The organism is Pseudomonas fluorescens (genome assembly GCF_000968015.1).
Lineage (GTDB): Bacteria > Pseudomonadota > Gammaproteobacteria > Pseudomonadales > Pseudomonadaceae > Aquipseudomonas > Aquipseudomonas fluorescens_W.
On sequence record NZ_LACH01000005.1, the window covers coordinates 12,273 to 29,388 of the forward strand.

Sequence of the window (17,116 nt, forward strand, 5' to 3'; positions counted from 1 at the left end):
GATGCGGTATCGCCCGTCACGCAAGACGCCAATCCTTGGCCGCCTGCTGGCCGGGTTGTGCCTGGTGTTTGCCGGGCTGCTGAGCAGCCTGGAAGCCCGCGCCGCGGACATTTTGCTGACCGGCGCCGAGGACGGCCCGGGCATGCAATCCTTCACTCAGGCCCTGAGCACGTTGCGGCCTGCCGATTACGTGCACTTCCAGCCACTGACCAGTCTGCCGGCGCCAGGCAAACTGCCCGCCGACACCCGTTTGATTCTGCTCGACCTGCCGAGCCTCGACTGGCGCCTGCAAGACACCCAGGGCCCGGCGACGCTGGTGCTGCGCATCAGCCGCCTGCAAGCCCGTCAGCATCTGGGGGCCACCCGCCCCCCCCACCTCAGCCTGCTCTGGAGCGATCCGCCCCTGGACCGACAATTGCGCCTGACCCGACTGCTGCTGCCTCAGGCCAAACGGGTCGGCGTGCTCTTCGACGGCCACAGCGAATTCCTCTTGAAAGAACTGCATCAGGCCGCCCACTCCCTGGGTCTTGAGGTGGTCACCGAGCGCTGGGATAACACGAACGACAGCCGGCCGCTGCAGACCTTGCTGAAGAACAGCGACGTGTTGCTGGGCCTCGACGACCCCGATCTGTACAACCCGAAAACCGCGAAAAACCTGTTGCTCAGCAGCTATGCACGGCAATTGGCGTTGATCGGCCCTAACGCCGGGTTCGTCAGGGCCGGGAGCCTGGCCAGCACCTACAGCGATCAGAGCGATTGGCTGGCAATGCTCGACGAACTGCTCGACCGGCCACCGGCCACGTGGCCACGCACGCACTACCCGCAACGCTTCAAAGTCTTAAGCAACCCGCAAGTGGCTCGTTCATTAGGTATTGAACAGATGAACGAAGCGTCTGTCGCAACACAGTTGGCCGAAGGAGAAAACCGCCCATGACCTTCCGTCGCCGTTGGGACATCAACACCCGCACACAAATCATCAGCCTCGGCCCTGCCCTGTTGCTGACGTTGCTGTTGATCAGCTTCTTCACCTTCGTGCGAATCCAGGACCTGCGTCAGGAGCTCAATCACACCGGGCAGCTGATCGCCAACCAACTGGCGCCGGCCACCGAATACGGGGTGATCTCGGGCAACAACGAGGTGCTCGACAGTTTGCTCAAGGCCACCCTGGCCACGCCCAATGTGCGCTTTCTGGAAGTCCAGGACAGTACCAACCGGATTCTGGTGTACGTCGAGCAACCGTCGGAAACCCACACCCGCTCGCATCAGGTCGAAGTGTTCCAGGCCCCGGTGCGGCTGCAACGAATCCAGCTGCACAATGATTTCCTGCAAGGCAGCCGCGTCGCCAACACGGCGCCCACCGAGGATTATCTGGGTCGGGTGATCGTCGGCCTGTCCAATGACGCCTTCAGCCAGCGTCAGCAGGAAATCCTGCTCAAGGCCGGGATCCTGGCACTGTTCGCCCTGTTGTTCACTTTTCTGCTCGCCCGGCGACTGGCCGGCAGCCTGTCGCAACCGATCCGCGACATCGGCAACGCGGTCAAGGCGATTCAAGACGGCGATTACAAAACGCCGCTGCCGATCGTCGACGACACCGAACTGGGCGCGCTGTCGCAACACATCAACAACCTCGCCAACGGGCTCGAACAAGCCAGTCGCGAACAGCATCAAGCGATGGCGCAGTTGATTCAGACTCGCGAGGAAGCGGAAAAGGCCAACAACGCCAAATCCGATTTCCTTGCGATGATGAGCCACGAACTGCGCACGCCGATGAATGGCGTGCTGGGCATGCTGCAACTGCTGGAAACCACCGAGATGACCGAGGAGCAGGTCGAATACGCGGCGCTTGCCTCGGAGTCCACCGAACACCTGCTCAAAGTCATCAACGACATTCTCGATTTCTCGCGCATCGAGCGTTCGGAACTGGAGCTGGAGCACATTCCGTTCAACCTCGCGGACCTGATCGGCAGTTGCGCCCAGTCGTTCTCCCACAGCGCCGTGCAACGCGGGCTCGACCTGGCGCTGTCGATTCCGGACGACATGCGCGCGTTGCAGGTGCAGGGCGACCCGACGCGGATCCGGCAGATCCTGGTCAACCTGATCGGCAATGCGCTGAAATTCACCGAACAGGGCCGCGTCAGCATCGAACCGCAATGGCAGTCGCTGGATCACGAACTGCTGTGGTTCACCTGCACTGTGCGCGACAGCGGGATTGGTATCTCGGCTGAAAGCCTGGAATTGATGTTCAACGCCTTCCAGCAGGCCGACAGTTCTATTTCGAGGCGCTACGGTGGCACCGGGCTGGGCCTGCCGATTGCTCGCACGCTGGCTGAACGCATGGGCGGCACGTTGCGCGCCAAGAGCGAGGAAGGTCGCGGCTCGGTGTTTACCCTGGAAATTCCGCTGGCGCTTTATAAACAGACGCTGCCCGTGTTGGTGCCGCGCACACCGACCGGCAGCGGTGATGGCGAAGGGCGCAACGTGTTGCTGGTGGAAGACAATCCAGTCAATCAGACGGTCATCGAAGCAATGTTGCGCAGTCTGGGCTTTACTGTCAGCGTCGTCACCGATGGCGCGCAGGCAGTGCGCAGTGCCGAGAGTCTGATCTTCGAAGCGATTCTGATGGACTGCCGGCTACCGATCATCGACGGCTACGAGGCCACCCGACAGATTCGCCAATTACCCGGCTGCACAGACTTGCCGATCATCGCGCTGACCGCCAACGCCTTGCAGGGTGACCGCGAAGCCTGTTTATCGGCGGGAATGAACGATTACCTGGCCAAGCCCTTCAAACGCACAGATTTGCAGCAAATTTTGCAGCGCTGGGTGCAGTAGTGCAGGCCTTTCGGCTATCTGCGACTGGCGTGAAAGGCGAAAGTGCGGCAGTCTTAGGCACCCGAACAGGCCCGAAAAGGGGCTTGAATAATAATTTCAGTGCACAAGTGTACATTCATGTCCTTGGTGCTGTGACTTTCACCACAACGCAATAGTCTATGAGTAGGCTGCTGACTCGAGGCATGAACGCTTCGATCGGCCGGGAAGATTTGCCCCACCTGCCGCATGGGACTATTGAGGAGCTCGCATGACCCAACAAAACGCCTTTACTCGGGAAGACCTGCTGCGCTGCAGTCGCGGTGAGCTGTTCGGCCCAGGTAACGCACAACTGCCCGCCCCGAACATGTTGATGGTGGATCGCATCACCCATATCAGCGCCGAGGGTGGCAAGTACGGCAAAGGTGAATTGGTCGCCGAGCTGGATATCACTCCGGACCTGTGGTTCTTCGCCTGCCACTTCGAAGGTGATCCGGTGATGCCAGGCTGCCTGGGCCTCGACGCCATGTGGCAACTGGTCGGCTTCTTCCTCGGCTGGCAAGGTCTGCCGGGCCGCGGTCGCGCCCTGGGTTCGGGCGAAGTGAAATTCTTCGGTCAGGTTTTGCCGACCGCCAAGAAAGTAACCTATAACATTCAGATCAAGCGCGTACTGAAGGGCAAACTGAACCTGGCCATCGCCGATGGTTCGGTCAGCGTCGACGGCCGCGAGATCTACACCGCCGAAGGCCTTCGGGTCGGCGTTTTCACCTCCACTGACAACTTCTAAGGGTTATCCGCATGCGCCGCGTCGTTATCACTGGTCTGGGCATCGTTTCGTGCCTGGGCAATGACAAAGAGACCGTCTCCGCTAACCTGCGTGCAAGCCGCCCTGGCATCCGGTTCAACCCGGAATATGCCGAAATGGGTCTGCGTAGCCAGGTTTCCGGCTCCATTGACCTTCCCCTCGAAGAGCTGATCGATCGCAAGATCTTTCGCTTCGTCGGCCACGCGGCGGCTTACGCCTACCTGGCCATGAAAGACGCCATCGCCGACTCCGGTCTGACCGATGAGCAAGTCTCCAACCCGCGTACCGGCCTGATCGCCGGTTCCGGTGGCGCCTCCACGCTGAACCAGATGGAAGCGCTGGACATCCTGCGCGAGAAAGGCGTCAAGCGTGTCGGCCCATACCGCGTCACGCGGACCATGAGCAGCACCGTTTCCGCTTGCCTGGCCACACCGTTCAAGATCAAGGGCCTGAACTACTCCATCGCTTCTGCCTGCGCCACCAGTGCTCACTGCATCGGTACGGCCATGGAACAGATCCAGATGGGCAAGCAGGACATCGTGTTCGCCGGCGGCGGTGAAGAAGAGCATTGGAGCCAATCGTTCCTGTTCGACGCCATGGGCGCACTGTCCAGCCAGTACAACGAAACCCCGGAAAAAGCTTCCCGTGCCTACGACGCCAAGCGTGACGGTTTCGTCATCGCCGGCGGTGGCGGCATGGTCGTGGTCGAAGAGCTGGAACACGCTCTGGCCCGCGGCGCGAAGATCTACGCGGAAATCGTTGGCTACGGCGCGACCTCCGACGGCTACGACATGGTCGCCCCAAGCGGCGAAGGCGCCATCCGCTGCATGCAGATGGCCATGTCCACCGTTGACGCTCCGATCGACTACCTGAACACCCACGGCACCTCGACTCCGGTCGGCGACGTCATGGAAATGAAAGGTGTGCGTGAACTGTTCGGTGACAAGGCTCCGGCCATCAGCTCCACCAAGAGCTTGTCGGGTCACTCCCTGGGCGCCGCCGGCGTTCACGAAGCGATCTACTGCATGCTGATGATGGAAGGCAACTTCATGGCGGGTTCCGCCAACATCGACGAACTGGACCCGGAAGTGGCTGACATGCCGATCCTGACCAAGACTCGTGAAGACGCCACCATCAACACCGTGATGAGCAACAGCTTCGGCTTCGGTGGCACCAACGCTACGCTGGTACTGAAGCGCTGGGCAGGTAAGTAATACCTCGCCGTTTCGCTGCACACAAAAACGCCCCGACTGGTTCGGGGCGTTTTTTTGTGCGAATGAAAAATGAGGAGCGCCGCAAAACCTGTAGGAGTGAGCCTGCTCGCGATTGCGATAAATCAGACAACATAAATGTTGACTGTAATGGCCCCATCGCGAGCAAGCTCGCTCCCACAAAAAGCGCGGCAAACATGAAGCTTTTGTCATGAAACTCAACGCCCTGCGACCGAATGTCGCGTATTTAGAGGGCTGCAGGACTTTTACCAAATTCGCAAAAAACCGTTACCAAACTCAGTCGTTTACTTAGCAGGCTAACCAAACATATAACGGAGTCCTGCACACGCCTTGCTGCAGATAACAGAGATTGGAGCTAGCAGATGACTGTAAAAGTAACTGAACGCGACGATTCACATAAGTCCCACGAAGGCGTAGCCGCCGGTATCCGGATCTGGGACGTGCACCAACAAGACATGCTGGTGGGGATGTTCCACTCCGAAACCGATGCCCACAGCTACAAGGCCGAACTGGAAAAACTGGAGCAGCAACGAGCGCTCCAATCCGCATAAGCAATGACAGCATTGAAAACGACAAACCCCGCCATGAGCGGGGTTTGTCGTTGTTGCAGTCTTTAACGGCTTACCACATCAGATCGTCCGGGATCTGATAAGCCGCGTACGGATCGTCTTCGACAGCGACTTCTTCGGTCTTCACATTCAGCTGCACGATACGCTGTGGATCGCGCTCCTGGATCTTCAGAGCCGCCTCACGCGGGATCACTTCATAACCGCCGGCGTGGTGCACGATGGCCAGCGAACCGCTGCTGAGCTTGTTGCGCATCAGCGTGTTGACGGAGATGCGCTTGACCTTCTTGTCGTCAACGAAGTTGTAGTAGTCCTCGGTCGTCAGCTTCGGCAGACGCGAGACTTCGATCAACTGTTTGACCTGAGCAGCGCGAGCCTTGGCCTCGGCCTTCTCCTGTTGCTGACGGTTCAGTTCCTGATCGCGCTTGACCTTCTCGGCCATGGCTTCCTGGGCGGCACGCTGCTGCGAGTCATCAAGTTCGATCTGACCTTTGTGGGCCAGCCGCTGCTGTTTCTGCTTCTCTTTGCCGACCTGTTTGGCCTGCTTCTGGTTGACCAGCCCTGCTTTGAGCAACTGGTCGCGAAGGGAAATGCTCATGGTGCTTATTACTCACTTAGGCAACTGCTCAACCGCAGCTGGGCAAATTCTTTTCCTGACGTTTGGCTTCGCCCCACAAGGCGTCCAACTCTTCTAGGGTGCAATCTTCTATGGGACGGTGGGTGTCGCGCAATGCCTGTTCGATAAAACGGAAGCGTCTTTCAAACTTGCTGTTGGCGCCACGCAGTGCAGTTTCGGGATCGACCTTGAGATGACGCGCCAGATTGACCACGGAAAACAACAGATCACCGACTTCATCGGCAATCGCTACCGAGTCATTGTCGGCCATGGCTTCGAGCACTTCATCGAGCTCTTCGCGCACTTTGTCGAGCACCGGCAAGGCGTCAGGCCAGTCGAACCCGACCTGCCCCGCGCGCTTCTGCAACTTCGCCGAACGAGACAATGCCGGCAGTGCTGCGGGTACGTCGTCGAGCAAGGACAGTTGCGTTGGCGTGGAAGATTTCTCGGCGCGTTCTTCAGCTTTGATCTCTTCCCAGCGCTGCTTGACCTGATCTTCACTCAAGCGCGGAACATCCAGCGGTGCGTACAGATCACCGGTAGGAAACACGTGCGGATGACGGCGAATCAGCTTGCGAGTGATGCTGTCGATGACACCGGCGAATTCGAAGCGCCCTTCTTCCCGGGCCAGCTGGCTGTAATAAACCACCTGGAACAGTAAATCCCCCAACTCACCCTGCAAGTGATCGAAGTCACCGCGCTCGATGGCGTCGGCAACTTCATAGGCTTCCTCAAGGGTGTGCGGGACGATGGTTTCGTAGGTTTGCTTGATGTCCCACGGGCAGCCGAACTGCGGGTCGCGCAGACGGCTCATCAGGTGCAGCAAGTCTTCAAGTGAATACATCAATCAATCTCTACTCAAAACCAATGTGGGAGCGAGCTTGCTCGCGATAGGGCCGGCACATCCAACATCACTGTTGACTGAACGGCCCTCATCGCGAGCAAGCTCGCTCCCACAGGGGATCACCATCAAGGGGTTCGGTTACGACGGGTTTCGATGATGTTCGGCAACTGGGAAATCCGCCCCAGCAACCGCCCCAGTGCATCCAGTCCCGGAATCTCGATGGTCAGGGACATCAACGCGGTGTTGTCCTCTTTGTTCGAGCGGGTGTTCACCGCCAGCACGTTGATCCGCTCGTTGAGCAGCACTTGCGAAACGTCACGCAGCAGGCCGGACCGGTCGTAGGCGCGGATGATGATGTCCACCGGATAGGTGAGCACCGGCACCGGGCCCCAGCTGACCTGGATGATCCGCTCGGGCTCGCGGCTGCCCAGTTGCAGCACCGAGGCGCAGTCCTGACGGTGAATGCTCACGCCGCGGCCCACGGTGATGTAACCGACGATCGCATCCCCCGGCAGCGGCTGGCAGCAGCCGGCCATCTGGGTCATCAGGTTTCCGACGCCCTGGATCTGGATGTCGCCGCGCTTGCCCGGTTTGTAACCGGTAGCCTTGCGTGGAATCAGCTCCAGCTGTTCGTTGCCGCGTTCCGGCTCGACCAGTTGCTGCGCCAGGTTCACCAGTTGTGCCAGGCGCAAATCGCCCGCGCCCAACGCAGCGAACATGTCTTCGGCCGTTTTCATGTTGGCCTTTTCGGCCAGTTTGTCGAAATCTACCGCTGGCAGACCGAGGCGGTTGAGTTCGCGCTCGAGCAAGGTTTTACCGGCGGCGACGTTCTGATCGCGCGCCTGCAATTTGAACCAGTGAACGATCTTCGCCCGTGCCCGCGAGGTGGTGATGTAACCCAGGTTCGGGTTCAGCCAGTCGCGGCTCGGGGTGCCGTGCTTGCTGGTGATGATCTCGACCTGTTCACCGGTTTGCAGGCTGTAGTTGAGCGGCACGATGCGCCCGTTGATCTTCGCACCACGGCAGTTGTGACCGATTTCGGTGTGCACGCGGTAGGCGAAGTCCAGCGGCGTCGCGCCCTTCGGCAAGTCGATGGCGTGACCGTCCGGGGTGAAGATGTACACCCGGTCCGGTTCGATATCGACCCGCAGTTGTTCAGCCAGGCCACCAATATCACCCAGCTCTTCATGCCACTCGAGGACCTGACGCAGCCAGGAGATTTTCTCTTCGTAGTGGTTGGAGCCGGATTTGACGTCAGTGCCTTTGTAACGCCAGTGCGCACAAACGCCCAGCTCGGCTTCTTCGTGCATGGCGTGGGTGCGGATCTGCACTTCCAGCACCTTGCCCTCGGGGCCGATCACTGCGGTGTGCAGCGAGCGGTAGCCGTTCTCTTTCGGGTTGGCGATGTAATCGTCGAATTCTTTCGGGATGTGCCGCCACAGGGTGTGGACGATACCGAGCGCGGTGTAGCAGTCGCGCATTTCCGGCACCAGCACGCGAACGGCACGCACGTCGTAGATCTGGCTGAATTCCAGACCCTTGCGCTGCATTTTGCGCCAGATCGAATAGATGTGTTTGGCCCGGCCGCTGATGTCGGCATCGACGCCGGTCGCGGTCAGCTCATTCTTCAGTTGGCTCATCACGTCAGCGATAAAGCGCTCGCGATCCAGACGCCGCTCATGAAGCAACTTGGCGATCTGCTTGTACTGATCGGGCTCAAGGTAACGGAAGGACAAGTCCTCCAGTTCCCACTTGATGTGACCGATACCGAGACGGTGAGCCAAAGGCGCGTAGATGTCGAAGACTTCACGGGCGACGCGGTTGCGTTTTTCGTCATCGGCGGTTTTCACCGCACGGATCGCACAGGTGCGTTCGGCCAGTTTGATCAGCGCCACGCGAACGTCGTCGACCATGGCGACCAGCATCTTGCGCAGGTTTTCGACCTGGCCCTGCGTGCCCAGCACCAGGGATTGACGGGGGCTGAGGCTGGCGCTGATCGCCGCCATGCGCAACACGCCGTCGATGAGTTTGGCGACCACCGGACCGAACCGCTGGCTGACCGCCGGCAACTCAATCTGGCCTTCGCGCACGCCGCGATACAGGATCGCGGCAACCAACGAATCCTGATCGAGTTTGAGGTCGGCGAGAATCTCGGCGATCTCAAGGCCCGTGCGGAAACTCGAGGTCCCTTCGGACCACAGGTTTTTCGCCGCATTGGCTTGTTGTTCAGACGCGCGAGCAAACTCGCACGCTTCCTTCAAGGCTTCGCGATCCAGTGCCGGATCGACACTGACCGCGTGATCGAGCCAAGCCTCGAGATTGATACTGCCGTCGGTGTTGATCGGCTGGTGTGCTCTCACCTGTACCATCTTGCTTACCTTCCCTACGACGCAGATTCAATGCGTCAAATCGCTGACCTTCGTTGCCCGTGCGCCCACATCAGGGCCGGTACGCGGCTGCACGGGCGGGCCAGTCGGACCAGACGAGCCGTCCTAGCTCGCTTCAAATAACGCCATGGCCTCGACATGTGCCGTCTGAGGAAACATATCGAGAATCCCGGCACGTTTTAACCGGTAGCCCTGCTTGATCAATTCCACCGTGTCGCGCGCCAGCGTTGCCGGATTGCACGACACATACACCAACCGTTTGGCGCCCAGGGACGCTAGCTTGCGCACTGCCTCGAAAGCACCGTCACGCGGTGGGTCCAAGAGTACCGCACAAAAGCCTTCGCGCGCCCATTCGGCATAGGTCAAAGGCTGGGATAAATCGGCCTGAAAAAACTTCGCATTATGAAGATTGTTGCTAGCAGCGTTCGTGGCTGCTCGCTCGACCATCGCCTGCACACCTTCAACCGCCACCACTTCACGTACGACCTTGGCCAGCGGCAACGCGAAGTTACCCAAACCACAGAATAGATCGAGAACGCGTTCCTCCGCCGTCGGCTTCAGCCAGTCCAGCGCCTGGGCGATCATCGCTTCGTTGACCCCGGCATTGACCTGGATGAAATCCCCCGGTCGGTACGCCAGGTTCAAGTCCCACTGCTCAAGCCGATAACCCAACGACTGGTCAGCCTCGACCGGTTGCGGTTCGCCGTCGCCGTGCAGCCACAGTTGGGCTTCATGGAAGGCGCAGAAATCCTTGAGGATCGTCATGTCGGCGTCGGACAGCGGCGCCATGTGCCGCAGCAGCACCGCCAACGACGAACCGCTGAACAATTCCACATGCCCCAGCGCCTGAGGTTTGCTCAAGCGCCGAAGCATTTCCGGCAAGCGGGTCATGATCGGTTGCAAGGGCTGTACCAGCACCGTGCATTCGTTGATCGCCACGATGTCCTGACTGCCAGCGGCGCGGAAACCGACTTCGAGTTTTTTCGCCTTCATGTCCCAGCGCACCGCCACTCGGGCGCGACGCCGGTAACCGAATTCCGGACCGCTCAATGGCGCGGCCCACTCTTCGGGTTCGACACCGGCGACCTTCGACAATTGCTCGGCGAGCATGCGCTGTTTCAGGGCGAGTTGTTCGTTGTGCGGCAGATGTTGCACGCTGCAACCGCCACAGCGACCGGCATGCGGACATGGTGCCGGGCGGCGCAGTTCGCTGGCCTGGAACACCCGTTCGGTGCGCGCCTCGACCACTTTGCCGTGGGCGCCCAACACGCGTGCTTCGACTTCTTCACCGGCCAATGCGCCGATGACGAACCAGGTGCGACCTTCAAAAAACGCGATACCGCGACCGTCATTAGCCAGGCGCTCAATACTCAAGCGCTGCTTTTTGCCGGTCGGAATTTGCGGGGCCTTGCTGCCGCCGGTGGGCTGGAAGCGCAGGCCTCTCTCTTGTTTGGCCATCAGTTAGGCGCGTCGAAAATGCCGGTCGACAAGTAACGGTCGCCACGGTCGCAGATGATCGCGACGATCACCGCGTTTTCAACTTCTTTGGACAGACGCAGCATGGCTGCCACGGCACCGCCCGAGGACACGCCGCAGAAGATGCCTTCTTCGCGAGCCAGACGACGGGTCACGTCTTCGGCTTCGCTTTGCGCCATGTCGACGATCCGGTCCACGCGTTCGGCCTGGTAGATCTTCGGCAGGTATTCCTGCGGCCAGCGACGGATGCCCGGAATCGCCGAGCCTTCCATCGGTTGCAGACCGATGATCTGCACGTTCTCGTTCTGCTCTTTCAAGTAGCGCGAGACGCCCATGATGGTACCGGTGGTGCCCATGGAACTGACGAAATGGGTGATGGTGCCTTCGGTCTGACGCCAGATTTCCGGGCCGGTGGTGGTGTAGTGCGCTTCGGGGTTGTCCCCGTTGGCGAACTGATCCAGCACCTTGCCGCGGCCTTCGGCTTCCATTCGCTGGGCGAGGTCGCGGGCGCCTTCCATGCCCTCTTCCTGAGTAACCAGAATCAGCTCGGCGCCATACGCCGTCATGGCGGCTTTACGTTCGGCGCTGGAGTTGTCCGGCATGATCAGGATCATCTTGTAACCCTTGATCGCGGCGGCCATCGCCAGGGCGATCCCGGTGTTACCCGAAGTCGCTTCGATCAGCGTATCGCCGACGTGGATCTGCCCACGCAATTCAGCGCGGGTAATCATCGACAGCGCCGGACGGTCCTTGACCGAACCCGCCGGGTTATTCCCTTCGAGCTTGAGCAAAAGGGTATTGCTGGTGGCGCCAGGCAGGCGCTGCAAACGGACCAGCGGAGTGTTGCCGACGCAATCGGCGATGGTTGGGTACTGCAAGGTCATGGCGTAATTCGCAATCCAGACTGCGGGGGCGCCTATCATACCGGCAAACCTTCGCAGGCCATATCACGCAAAGTACGGTGCTTATGGTTTATGGGAATAAGGGGCTGGATCAGTACGCTTCGCCTTGCGCGACATTCAATGCATAGACTGTTTCCCGAAACGCCATACCACATAGAACTCCCGCTCTTCCGGGTGTTTGCTCTGGCTGAAGATGATTACGTTTTGCGACCAGGATAATTGTCGCACCAGTGGTGCGACTTTCTTTTCAGCGTGGTAGATCTCGCCCCACTCAGCCTGTTCCAGCTTGCGACTGATCTCTTCGCGAGCAGGCTCGCTCCCACAGGGTCAGGAGTTGATCACACCATTTGTGGCCGACACACCTCCACTGTGGGAGCGAGCTTGCTCGCGATGGCGTCATCACTCACACCATCAATATCAGCCACCAACCGCATATTCAGTCGCAACCCGGTCTCAGTGTTCTCAGCCCAAAGACTCCCGCCCTGACGCTGCACCGCATTCCTCGCAATGCTCAACCCCAACCCGAACCCACCATCCCCCGGCCGTGAACCGTCGAGTCGAATGAACGGACAGAAGATCCGCTCAAGATCCGCCTCAGCCACCCCGCCGCCCTCATCCTCCAGCCACACATGCCAGAAATCGCCATCGCGCTGTCCACCAAGGCGCACAACGCCGCCCTGCGGTGAATGACGAATGGCATTGCGCAGGATGTTTTCCAGCGCTTGAGCCAACGTATTGAGATGGCCGCGCACCCAGCAGGACGAATCCACCGCACACTGCAACTGGCTCGCCGGCCAGCCACTTTCATAGCAGGCGTTTTCCGTGAGCATTTCCCACAACGCCTGAATCTGGATCGATTCTTCGGGCAGCGGCGCGCGCTCGGTATCGAGCCAGGCCAGTTGCAGGGTGTCTTCCACCAGACGCTGCATGCCATCGACCTCTCGGCCAATGCGCTCGCGCAATTGCGTCAACCCCTGCTCGCTTTCGCTGGCCACCCGCAGGCGACTCAGTGGCGTGCGCAACTCGTGGGACAAGTCGCGCAGCAGTTGTTGTTGCAGGGCCACCGTGCTTTGCAGGCGCTCGGACATGTGATCGAACGCCCGGCCCAGTTCACCCAGCTCATCCGGGCGATTGGTGATGCGGCTCGACAACCGCACATTCAACTGGTCGGCACGCCAGGCATTGGCCTGTTCGCGCAGACTGTTCAAAGGCACGACCAGCAACCGATACAGGCCGACGCACAGCAGCAAGGTGAACAGTCCGGGAATCACCCCATTGGTGATCACCCGCCAGAACACCCGGTATTGCCCGGGTACGAAACGCCGGGGCAGTTCGATCACCAGGCTGCCAGCGGACGGATCGTTGGGAAAAGGCACTCTCAACCACGGCAAGCCTTTGGTATGGCGACTCGTCGGCCAATCCAGACCGCGTAAAAAGGTCAGGCGCTGGGTTTCTTTTTCTGTCAGCGGGTAACTGCTCAATGACTGCAAATCACCGCCAATCACACCGACCCATGTCGACTCGCGATGACCGACGCTCTGCAACCAGGCATCGACGCCTGCACTCTGGCGCTCATTCCACACCTGCTCGGCCTCGGCGGCATAGCGCGTCAGCGTGCCCCGTGCCTCGTCGGACAGGAACAGGTTTTTCTGTTCCATGTAGCGCCCCCAGGACCAACTGAGCCAGATCATCAGCAGACAGAACGCCACCAACAAACACGCCAGTTTCCAGAACAGCGAATGCCTGCCCGGCAGGTCAGTCCACTTCATCGACAGCACTCAAAACGTAACCCTTGCCCCACACCGTGCGCACTTCGCGCTCCAGGTAACCGACGGCTTTGAGCTTGCGACGGATCTGGCTGATGTGCATGTCGAGGCTGCGGTCATGGGGCGCATAACCGCGCTGCAATACATGCTGATAAAGGAAGGCTTTGCTCAGGACTTCATCGCCATTGCGATTCAGCGTTTCCAGCAACCGATACTCGCTGCGGGTCAGGCCGGCAGCGTGTTCGCCATAAAAGACATCACAGCATTCATCGTCGAAACGCAAGCTGTCCGCCGAAGGGGCAATCGGTGCCGGCGCTGGCCGGCGGTCGAGCGCGACCCGTCGCAGGATCGCTTCGATGCGCACCCGCAACTCGACCATGCTGAAAGGTTTGGGCAGGTAATCATCGGCACCCAGCCGAAAACCACTGATGCGATCCGCCTCGGCACCGAGCGCCGACATCAGCACCACCGGAGTGGAATGGCTCTGGCGCAACTGCGTCAGTACATTCAGCCCGTCCAGGCCCGGCAACAGAATATCCATCAGCACCACATCGAAGGCTTGCTGGCGGGCAATGCTCAAGCCTTCCAGACCGTTCTGGCACCACGTCACCTGAAAACCGCAACGCCCCAGGTGCTCATGAACATAAGCACCGAGTACGAGGTCGTCTTCTATAGACAGGATACGAGGATGGCCAGCGGTGATGGGAGTCATGACTATCTGCAAATAATTCTCAGTTGTCGATTATTCAAGATTGCCTCGCTGCGGGCAACACAAGGTTTGCCCAAGAGGTAAAAGTGGCGATCCGGCCGACGAATGCCGACATCAATTTTACGAAGATTGCCCGCCTGCAAATCGCTACACTGCGCAGGTGGCGCGTGCTGGACGTACGTGCAGGTCATTAAATCGCTGGATGCAGGAGAGATGCGTGCTCAAGAAACTGGGAATTAAAGGCCGCGTGCTATTGCTGACCCTGTTGCCGACCAGCCTGATGGCCTTGGTTCTGGGCGGCTATTTCACCTGGATGCAGCAATCCGACCTGCAAACCCAGCTCATGCAGCGTGGCGAGATGATCGCCGAACAACTGGCGCCCTTGGTGGCCCCGGCCATGGGCCACAAGAACACCGAGCTTTTGGAACGCATTGCCACCCAATCGCTGGAGCAACCGGACGTGCGCGCGGTTTCGTTCCTCGCGCCCGACCGCTCCCTGTGGGCCCATGCCGGCCCGACCATGCTCAATCAGGCGCCGATCGGCAACAGTTCGCAGATGCTGCGCCGCAGCGGCAATGACGCGACGCGTTACTTGCTGCCGGTGTTCGGCAAGCACCGCAATCTGGCCGGTGACTTGATTCCCGACGAAGCTGACCGCCTGTTGGGCTGGGTCGAACTCGAACTGTCCCACAACGGCATGCTGCTGCGCGGTTACCGCAGCCTGTTCGCCAGCCTGTTGCTGATCGGCGCAGGCCTGGCAGGTGCGGCGCTGCTGGCGTTGCGCATGGGCCGGGGCATCAATCGGCCGCTGAGTCAGATCAAGCAAGCGGTGGCGCAACTCAAGGACGGTCATCTGGAAACCCGTCTGCCGCCCCTCGGCAGCCAGGAGCTGGATACACTGGCGTCCGGCATCAACCGCATGGCGGGCACCCTGCAGAACGCGCAGGAAGAATTGCAGCACAGCATCGACCAGGCCACCGAAGATGTGCGCCAGAACCTGGAAACCATCGAGATCCAGAACATCGAACTGGACCTGGCGCGCAAGGAAGCCCTTGAAGCCAGCCGGATCAAATCCGAGTTCCTGGCCAACATGAGCCATGAAATCCGCACGCCGCTCAACGGCATTCTCGGCTTCACGCATCTACTGCAAAAAAGCGAGCTGACCCCGCGCCAGCTCGACTATCTGGGCACCATCGAAAAGTCCGCCGACAGCTTGCTGGGGATCATCAACGAGATTCTCGACTTCTCGAAAATCGAGGCCGGCAAACTGGTGCTCGACCATATTCCGTTCAACTTGCGCGACCTGCTCCAGGACACGCTGACCATCCTCGCCCCGGCCGCCCATGCCAAGCAACTGGAGCTGGTGAGCCTGGTTTATCGCGATACGCCGCTGTCGCTGGTGGGTGACCCGCTGCGGCTCAAGCAGATTCTCACCAACCTGGTCAGCAATGCGATCAAGTTCACCCGCGAAGGCACCATCGTCGCCCGGGCCATGCTCGAGGAAGAACACGAAGACAGCGTGCAACTGCGCATCAGCATTCAGGACACCGGCATCGGGCTGTCGAACCAGGACGTGCGCGCCTTGTTCCAGGCCTTCAGCCAGGCCGACAATTCGCTGTCGCGGCAACCAGGCGGAACCGGTCTGGGGTTGGTGATTTCCAAACGTCTGATCGAACAGATGGGTGGCGAGATTGGCGTCGACAGCACCCCCGGTGAAGGCTCGGAATTCTGGATCAGCCTGAGCCTGCCCAAAACCCGCGACGATGCCGAAGACCTGCCCGGCCCGCCGTTGCTCGGGCGTCGGGTGGCCGTGCTGGAAAACCACGAACTGGCTCGTCAGGCGTTGCAGCATCAACTGGAAGACTGCGGCCTCGAAGTCACTCCGTTCAATACGTTGGAAAGCCTGACTAATGGCGTGACCGGCGCGCATCAGACCGATCAGGCGATCGACCTGGCGGTGCTCGGCATCACCAGCAACGACATGCCGCCGGAGCGCCTCAACCAGCACATCTGGGACCTCGAACACCTGGGCTGCAAGGTGCTGGTGTTGTGCCCGACCACCGAGCAGACGCTGTTCCACCTCTCGGTGCCCAACCCGCACAGCCAACTCCAGGCCAAACCGGCCTGCACCCGTAAGTTGCGGCGGGCCTTGTCCGACCTGGTCAACCCGCGTCAGCACCGCAGCGAACCCGGCGAACCGGTGTCCAGCCGTGCGCCAAAAGTGCTTTGTGTCGACGACAACCCGGCCAACCTGCTGCTGGTGCAAACCCTGCTCGAGGACATGGGCGCCAAAGTCCTCGCGGTGGAAAGCGGCTACGCGGCGGTCAAGGCCGTGCAGACCGAAACCTTCGACCTGGTGCTGATGGACGTTCAGATGCCCGGCATGGACGGGCGGCAAAGCACCGAAGCGATTCGCCAGTGGGAAAGTGAACGGCATTGCACACCGCTGCCGATCGTTGCCCTCACCGCTCACGCCATGGCCAACGAAAAGCGTGCACTGCTGCAAAGTGGCATGGACGATTACCTGACCAAACCGATCAGCGAACGGCAACTGGCCCAAGTGGTGCTGAAGTGGACCGGTCTGGCGCTGCGCAATCATGGGCCGGAGCGCTCCAGCGACAGCCACGGTGGTGGTCATGAGTTGCAGGTGCTCGATCACGAGGAAGGTTTGCGTCTGGCCGCCGGCAAGGCTGACCTGGCAGCAGACATGCTGGCAATGCTGCTGGCGTCGCTGGAAGCCGACCGCGAGGCGATTCGCTTCGCCCGGGAAAACAACGACCAGAACGCCCTGATCGAGCGCGTCCATCGCCTGCATGGCGCGACACGCTATTGCGGCGTCCCGCAACTGCGCGCCGCCTGCCAGCGCAGCGAAACCCTGCTCAAGCAACAGGACCCCAAAGCCCCCAGCGCACTGGAAGACCTCGACCGGGCCATCAATCGCCTGGCCGCCCATGCCCGTATAAATGCGTGATGCAGCGCAATGGCGCCGAAACCATAACCGCTAA

13 protein-coding genes and 1 pseudogene are annotated in these 17,116 nt (G+C 60.2%); 6 read left to right on the top strand and 8 right to left on the bottom strand.

The genetic code is table 11. From position 1 onward, the window contains the following. Window position 1 precedes the first annotated feature (1 nt). From VD17_RS04050 to VD17_RS04070, 5 genes are all read left to right on the top strand, one after another. On the top strand, window positions 2-934 hold the full coding sequence (locus VD17_RS04050; RefSeq protein ID WP_046052784.1) for an ABC transporter substrate-binding protein: 933 nt from the start codon (window positions 2-4) through the stop codon (window positions 932-934). Beyond that, entirely contained in the window at window positions 931-2,832 is a 1,902-nt protein-coding gene (locus tag VD17_RS04055; protein ID WP_046052785.1) for an ATP-binding protein, read from the top strand. Before VD17_RS04050 ends, VD17_RS04055 begins: the two co-directional genes overlap by 4 nt. 247 nt (window positions 2,833-3,079) lie before the next feature. Next, complete coding sequence (fabA, locus tag VD17_RS04060; protein WP_008148022.1) at window positions 3,080-3,595, top strand: 3-hydroxyacyl-[acyl-carrier-protein] dehydratase FabA; 516 nt, start codon at window positions 3,080-3,082, stop codon at window positions 3,593-3,595. Window positions 3,596-3,606: 11 nt separating this feature from the next. Then, on the top strand, window positions 3,607-4,827 hold the full coding sequence (fabB, locus tag VD17_RS04065; protein ID WP_046052786.1) for a beta-ketoacyl-ACP synthase I: 1,221 nt from the start codon (window positions 3,607-3,609) through the stop codon (window positions 4,825-4,827). Between the two features lie 380 nt (window positions 4,828-5,207). Then, window positions 5,208-5,396, top strand: a complete 189-nt coding sequence (locus VD17_RS04070; RefSeq protein WP_008148017.1) for a hypothetical protein — start codon at window positions 5,208-5,210, stop codon at window positions 5,394-5,396. Between the two features lie 70 nt (window positions 5,397-5,466). On the opposite strand, the gene VD17_RS04075 is transcribed toward VD17_RS04070, so the two are convergent. From VD17_RS04075 to VD17_RS04105, 8 genes and pseudogenes are all read right to left on the bottom strand, one after another. After that, the gene (locus tag VD17_RS04075) at window positions 5,467-6,009 is read right to left on the bottom strand and encodes a DUF2058 domain-containing protein (protein ID WP_033056870.1); all 543 of its coding nucleotides are present in this window, start codon (window positions 6,007-6,009) and stop codon (window positions 5,467-5,469) included. 28 nt (window positions 6,010-6,037) lie between these two features. Beyond that, window positions 6,038-6,871 carry a nucleoside triphosphate pyrophosphohydrolase gene (mazG, locus tag VD17_RS04080; protein WP_046052787.1) on the bottom strand — a complete coding sequence of 278 codons (834 nt, stop codon included), beginning with the start codon at window positions 6,869-6,871 and terminating at the stop codon, window positions 6,038-6,040. A 125-nt stretch (window positions 6,872-6,996) separates the two neighbouring features. Then, window positions 6,997-9,240 (bottom strand): GTP diphosphokinase, encoded by a 2,244-nt coding sequence (relA, locus tag VD17_RS04085; RefSeq protein WP_046052788.1) that lies wholly within the window; start codon window positions 9,238-9,240, stop codon window positions 6,997-6,999. A gap of 123 nt (window positions 9,241-9,363) precedes the next feature. Continuing rightward, window positions 9,364-10,716, bottom strand: coding sequence for a 23S rRNA (uracil(1939)-C(5))-methyltransferase RlmD (rlmD, locus tag VD17_RS04090; RefSeq protein WP_046052789.1), 1,353 nt, complete (start codon window positions 10,714-10,716; stop codon window positions 9,364-9,366). After that, entirely contained in the window at window positions 10,716-11,618 is a 903-nt protein-coding gene (gene cysM / locus VD17_RS04095) for a cysteine synthase CysM (RefSeq protein ID WP_033056865.1), read from the bottom strand. The genes rlmD and cysM overlap by 1 nt, the downstream gene beginning before the upstream one ends. Window positions 11,619-11,786: 168 nt before the next feature. Further along, a pseudogene (locus tag VD17_RS32115) lies at window positions 11,787-11,933 on the bottom strand (PDDEXK nuclease domain-containing protein); the annotation flags it as partial. Window positions 11,934-11,974: 41 nt separating this feature from the next. Continuing rightward, window positions 11,975-13,405, bottom strand: coding sequence for a sensor histidine kinase (locus VD17_RS04100; RefSeq protein WP_046052790.1), 1,431 nt, complete (start codon window positions 13,403-13,405; stop codon window positions 11,975-11,977). Continuing rightward, window positions 13,392-14,114, bottom strand: coding sequence for a response regulator transcription factor (locus VD17_RS04105; RefSeq protein ID WP_046052791.1), 723 nt, complete (start codon window positions 14,112-14,114; stop codon window positions 13,392-13,394). The genes VD17_RS04100 and VD17_RS04105 overlap by 14 nt, the downstream gene beginning before the upstream one ends. Window positions 14,115-14,328: 214 nt before the next feature. On the opposite strand from VD17_RS04105, the gene VD17_RS04110 reads away from it, so the two are divergent. Next, the gene (locus VD17_RS04110) at window positions 14,329-17,082 is read left to right on the top strand and encodes a response regulator (protein WP_046052792.1); all 2,754 of its coding nucleotides are present in this window, start codon (window positions 14,329-14,331) and stop codon (window positions 17,080-17,082) included. Window positions 17,083-17,116 lie beyond the last annotated feature (34 nt).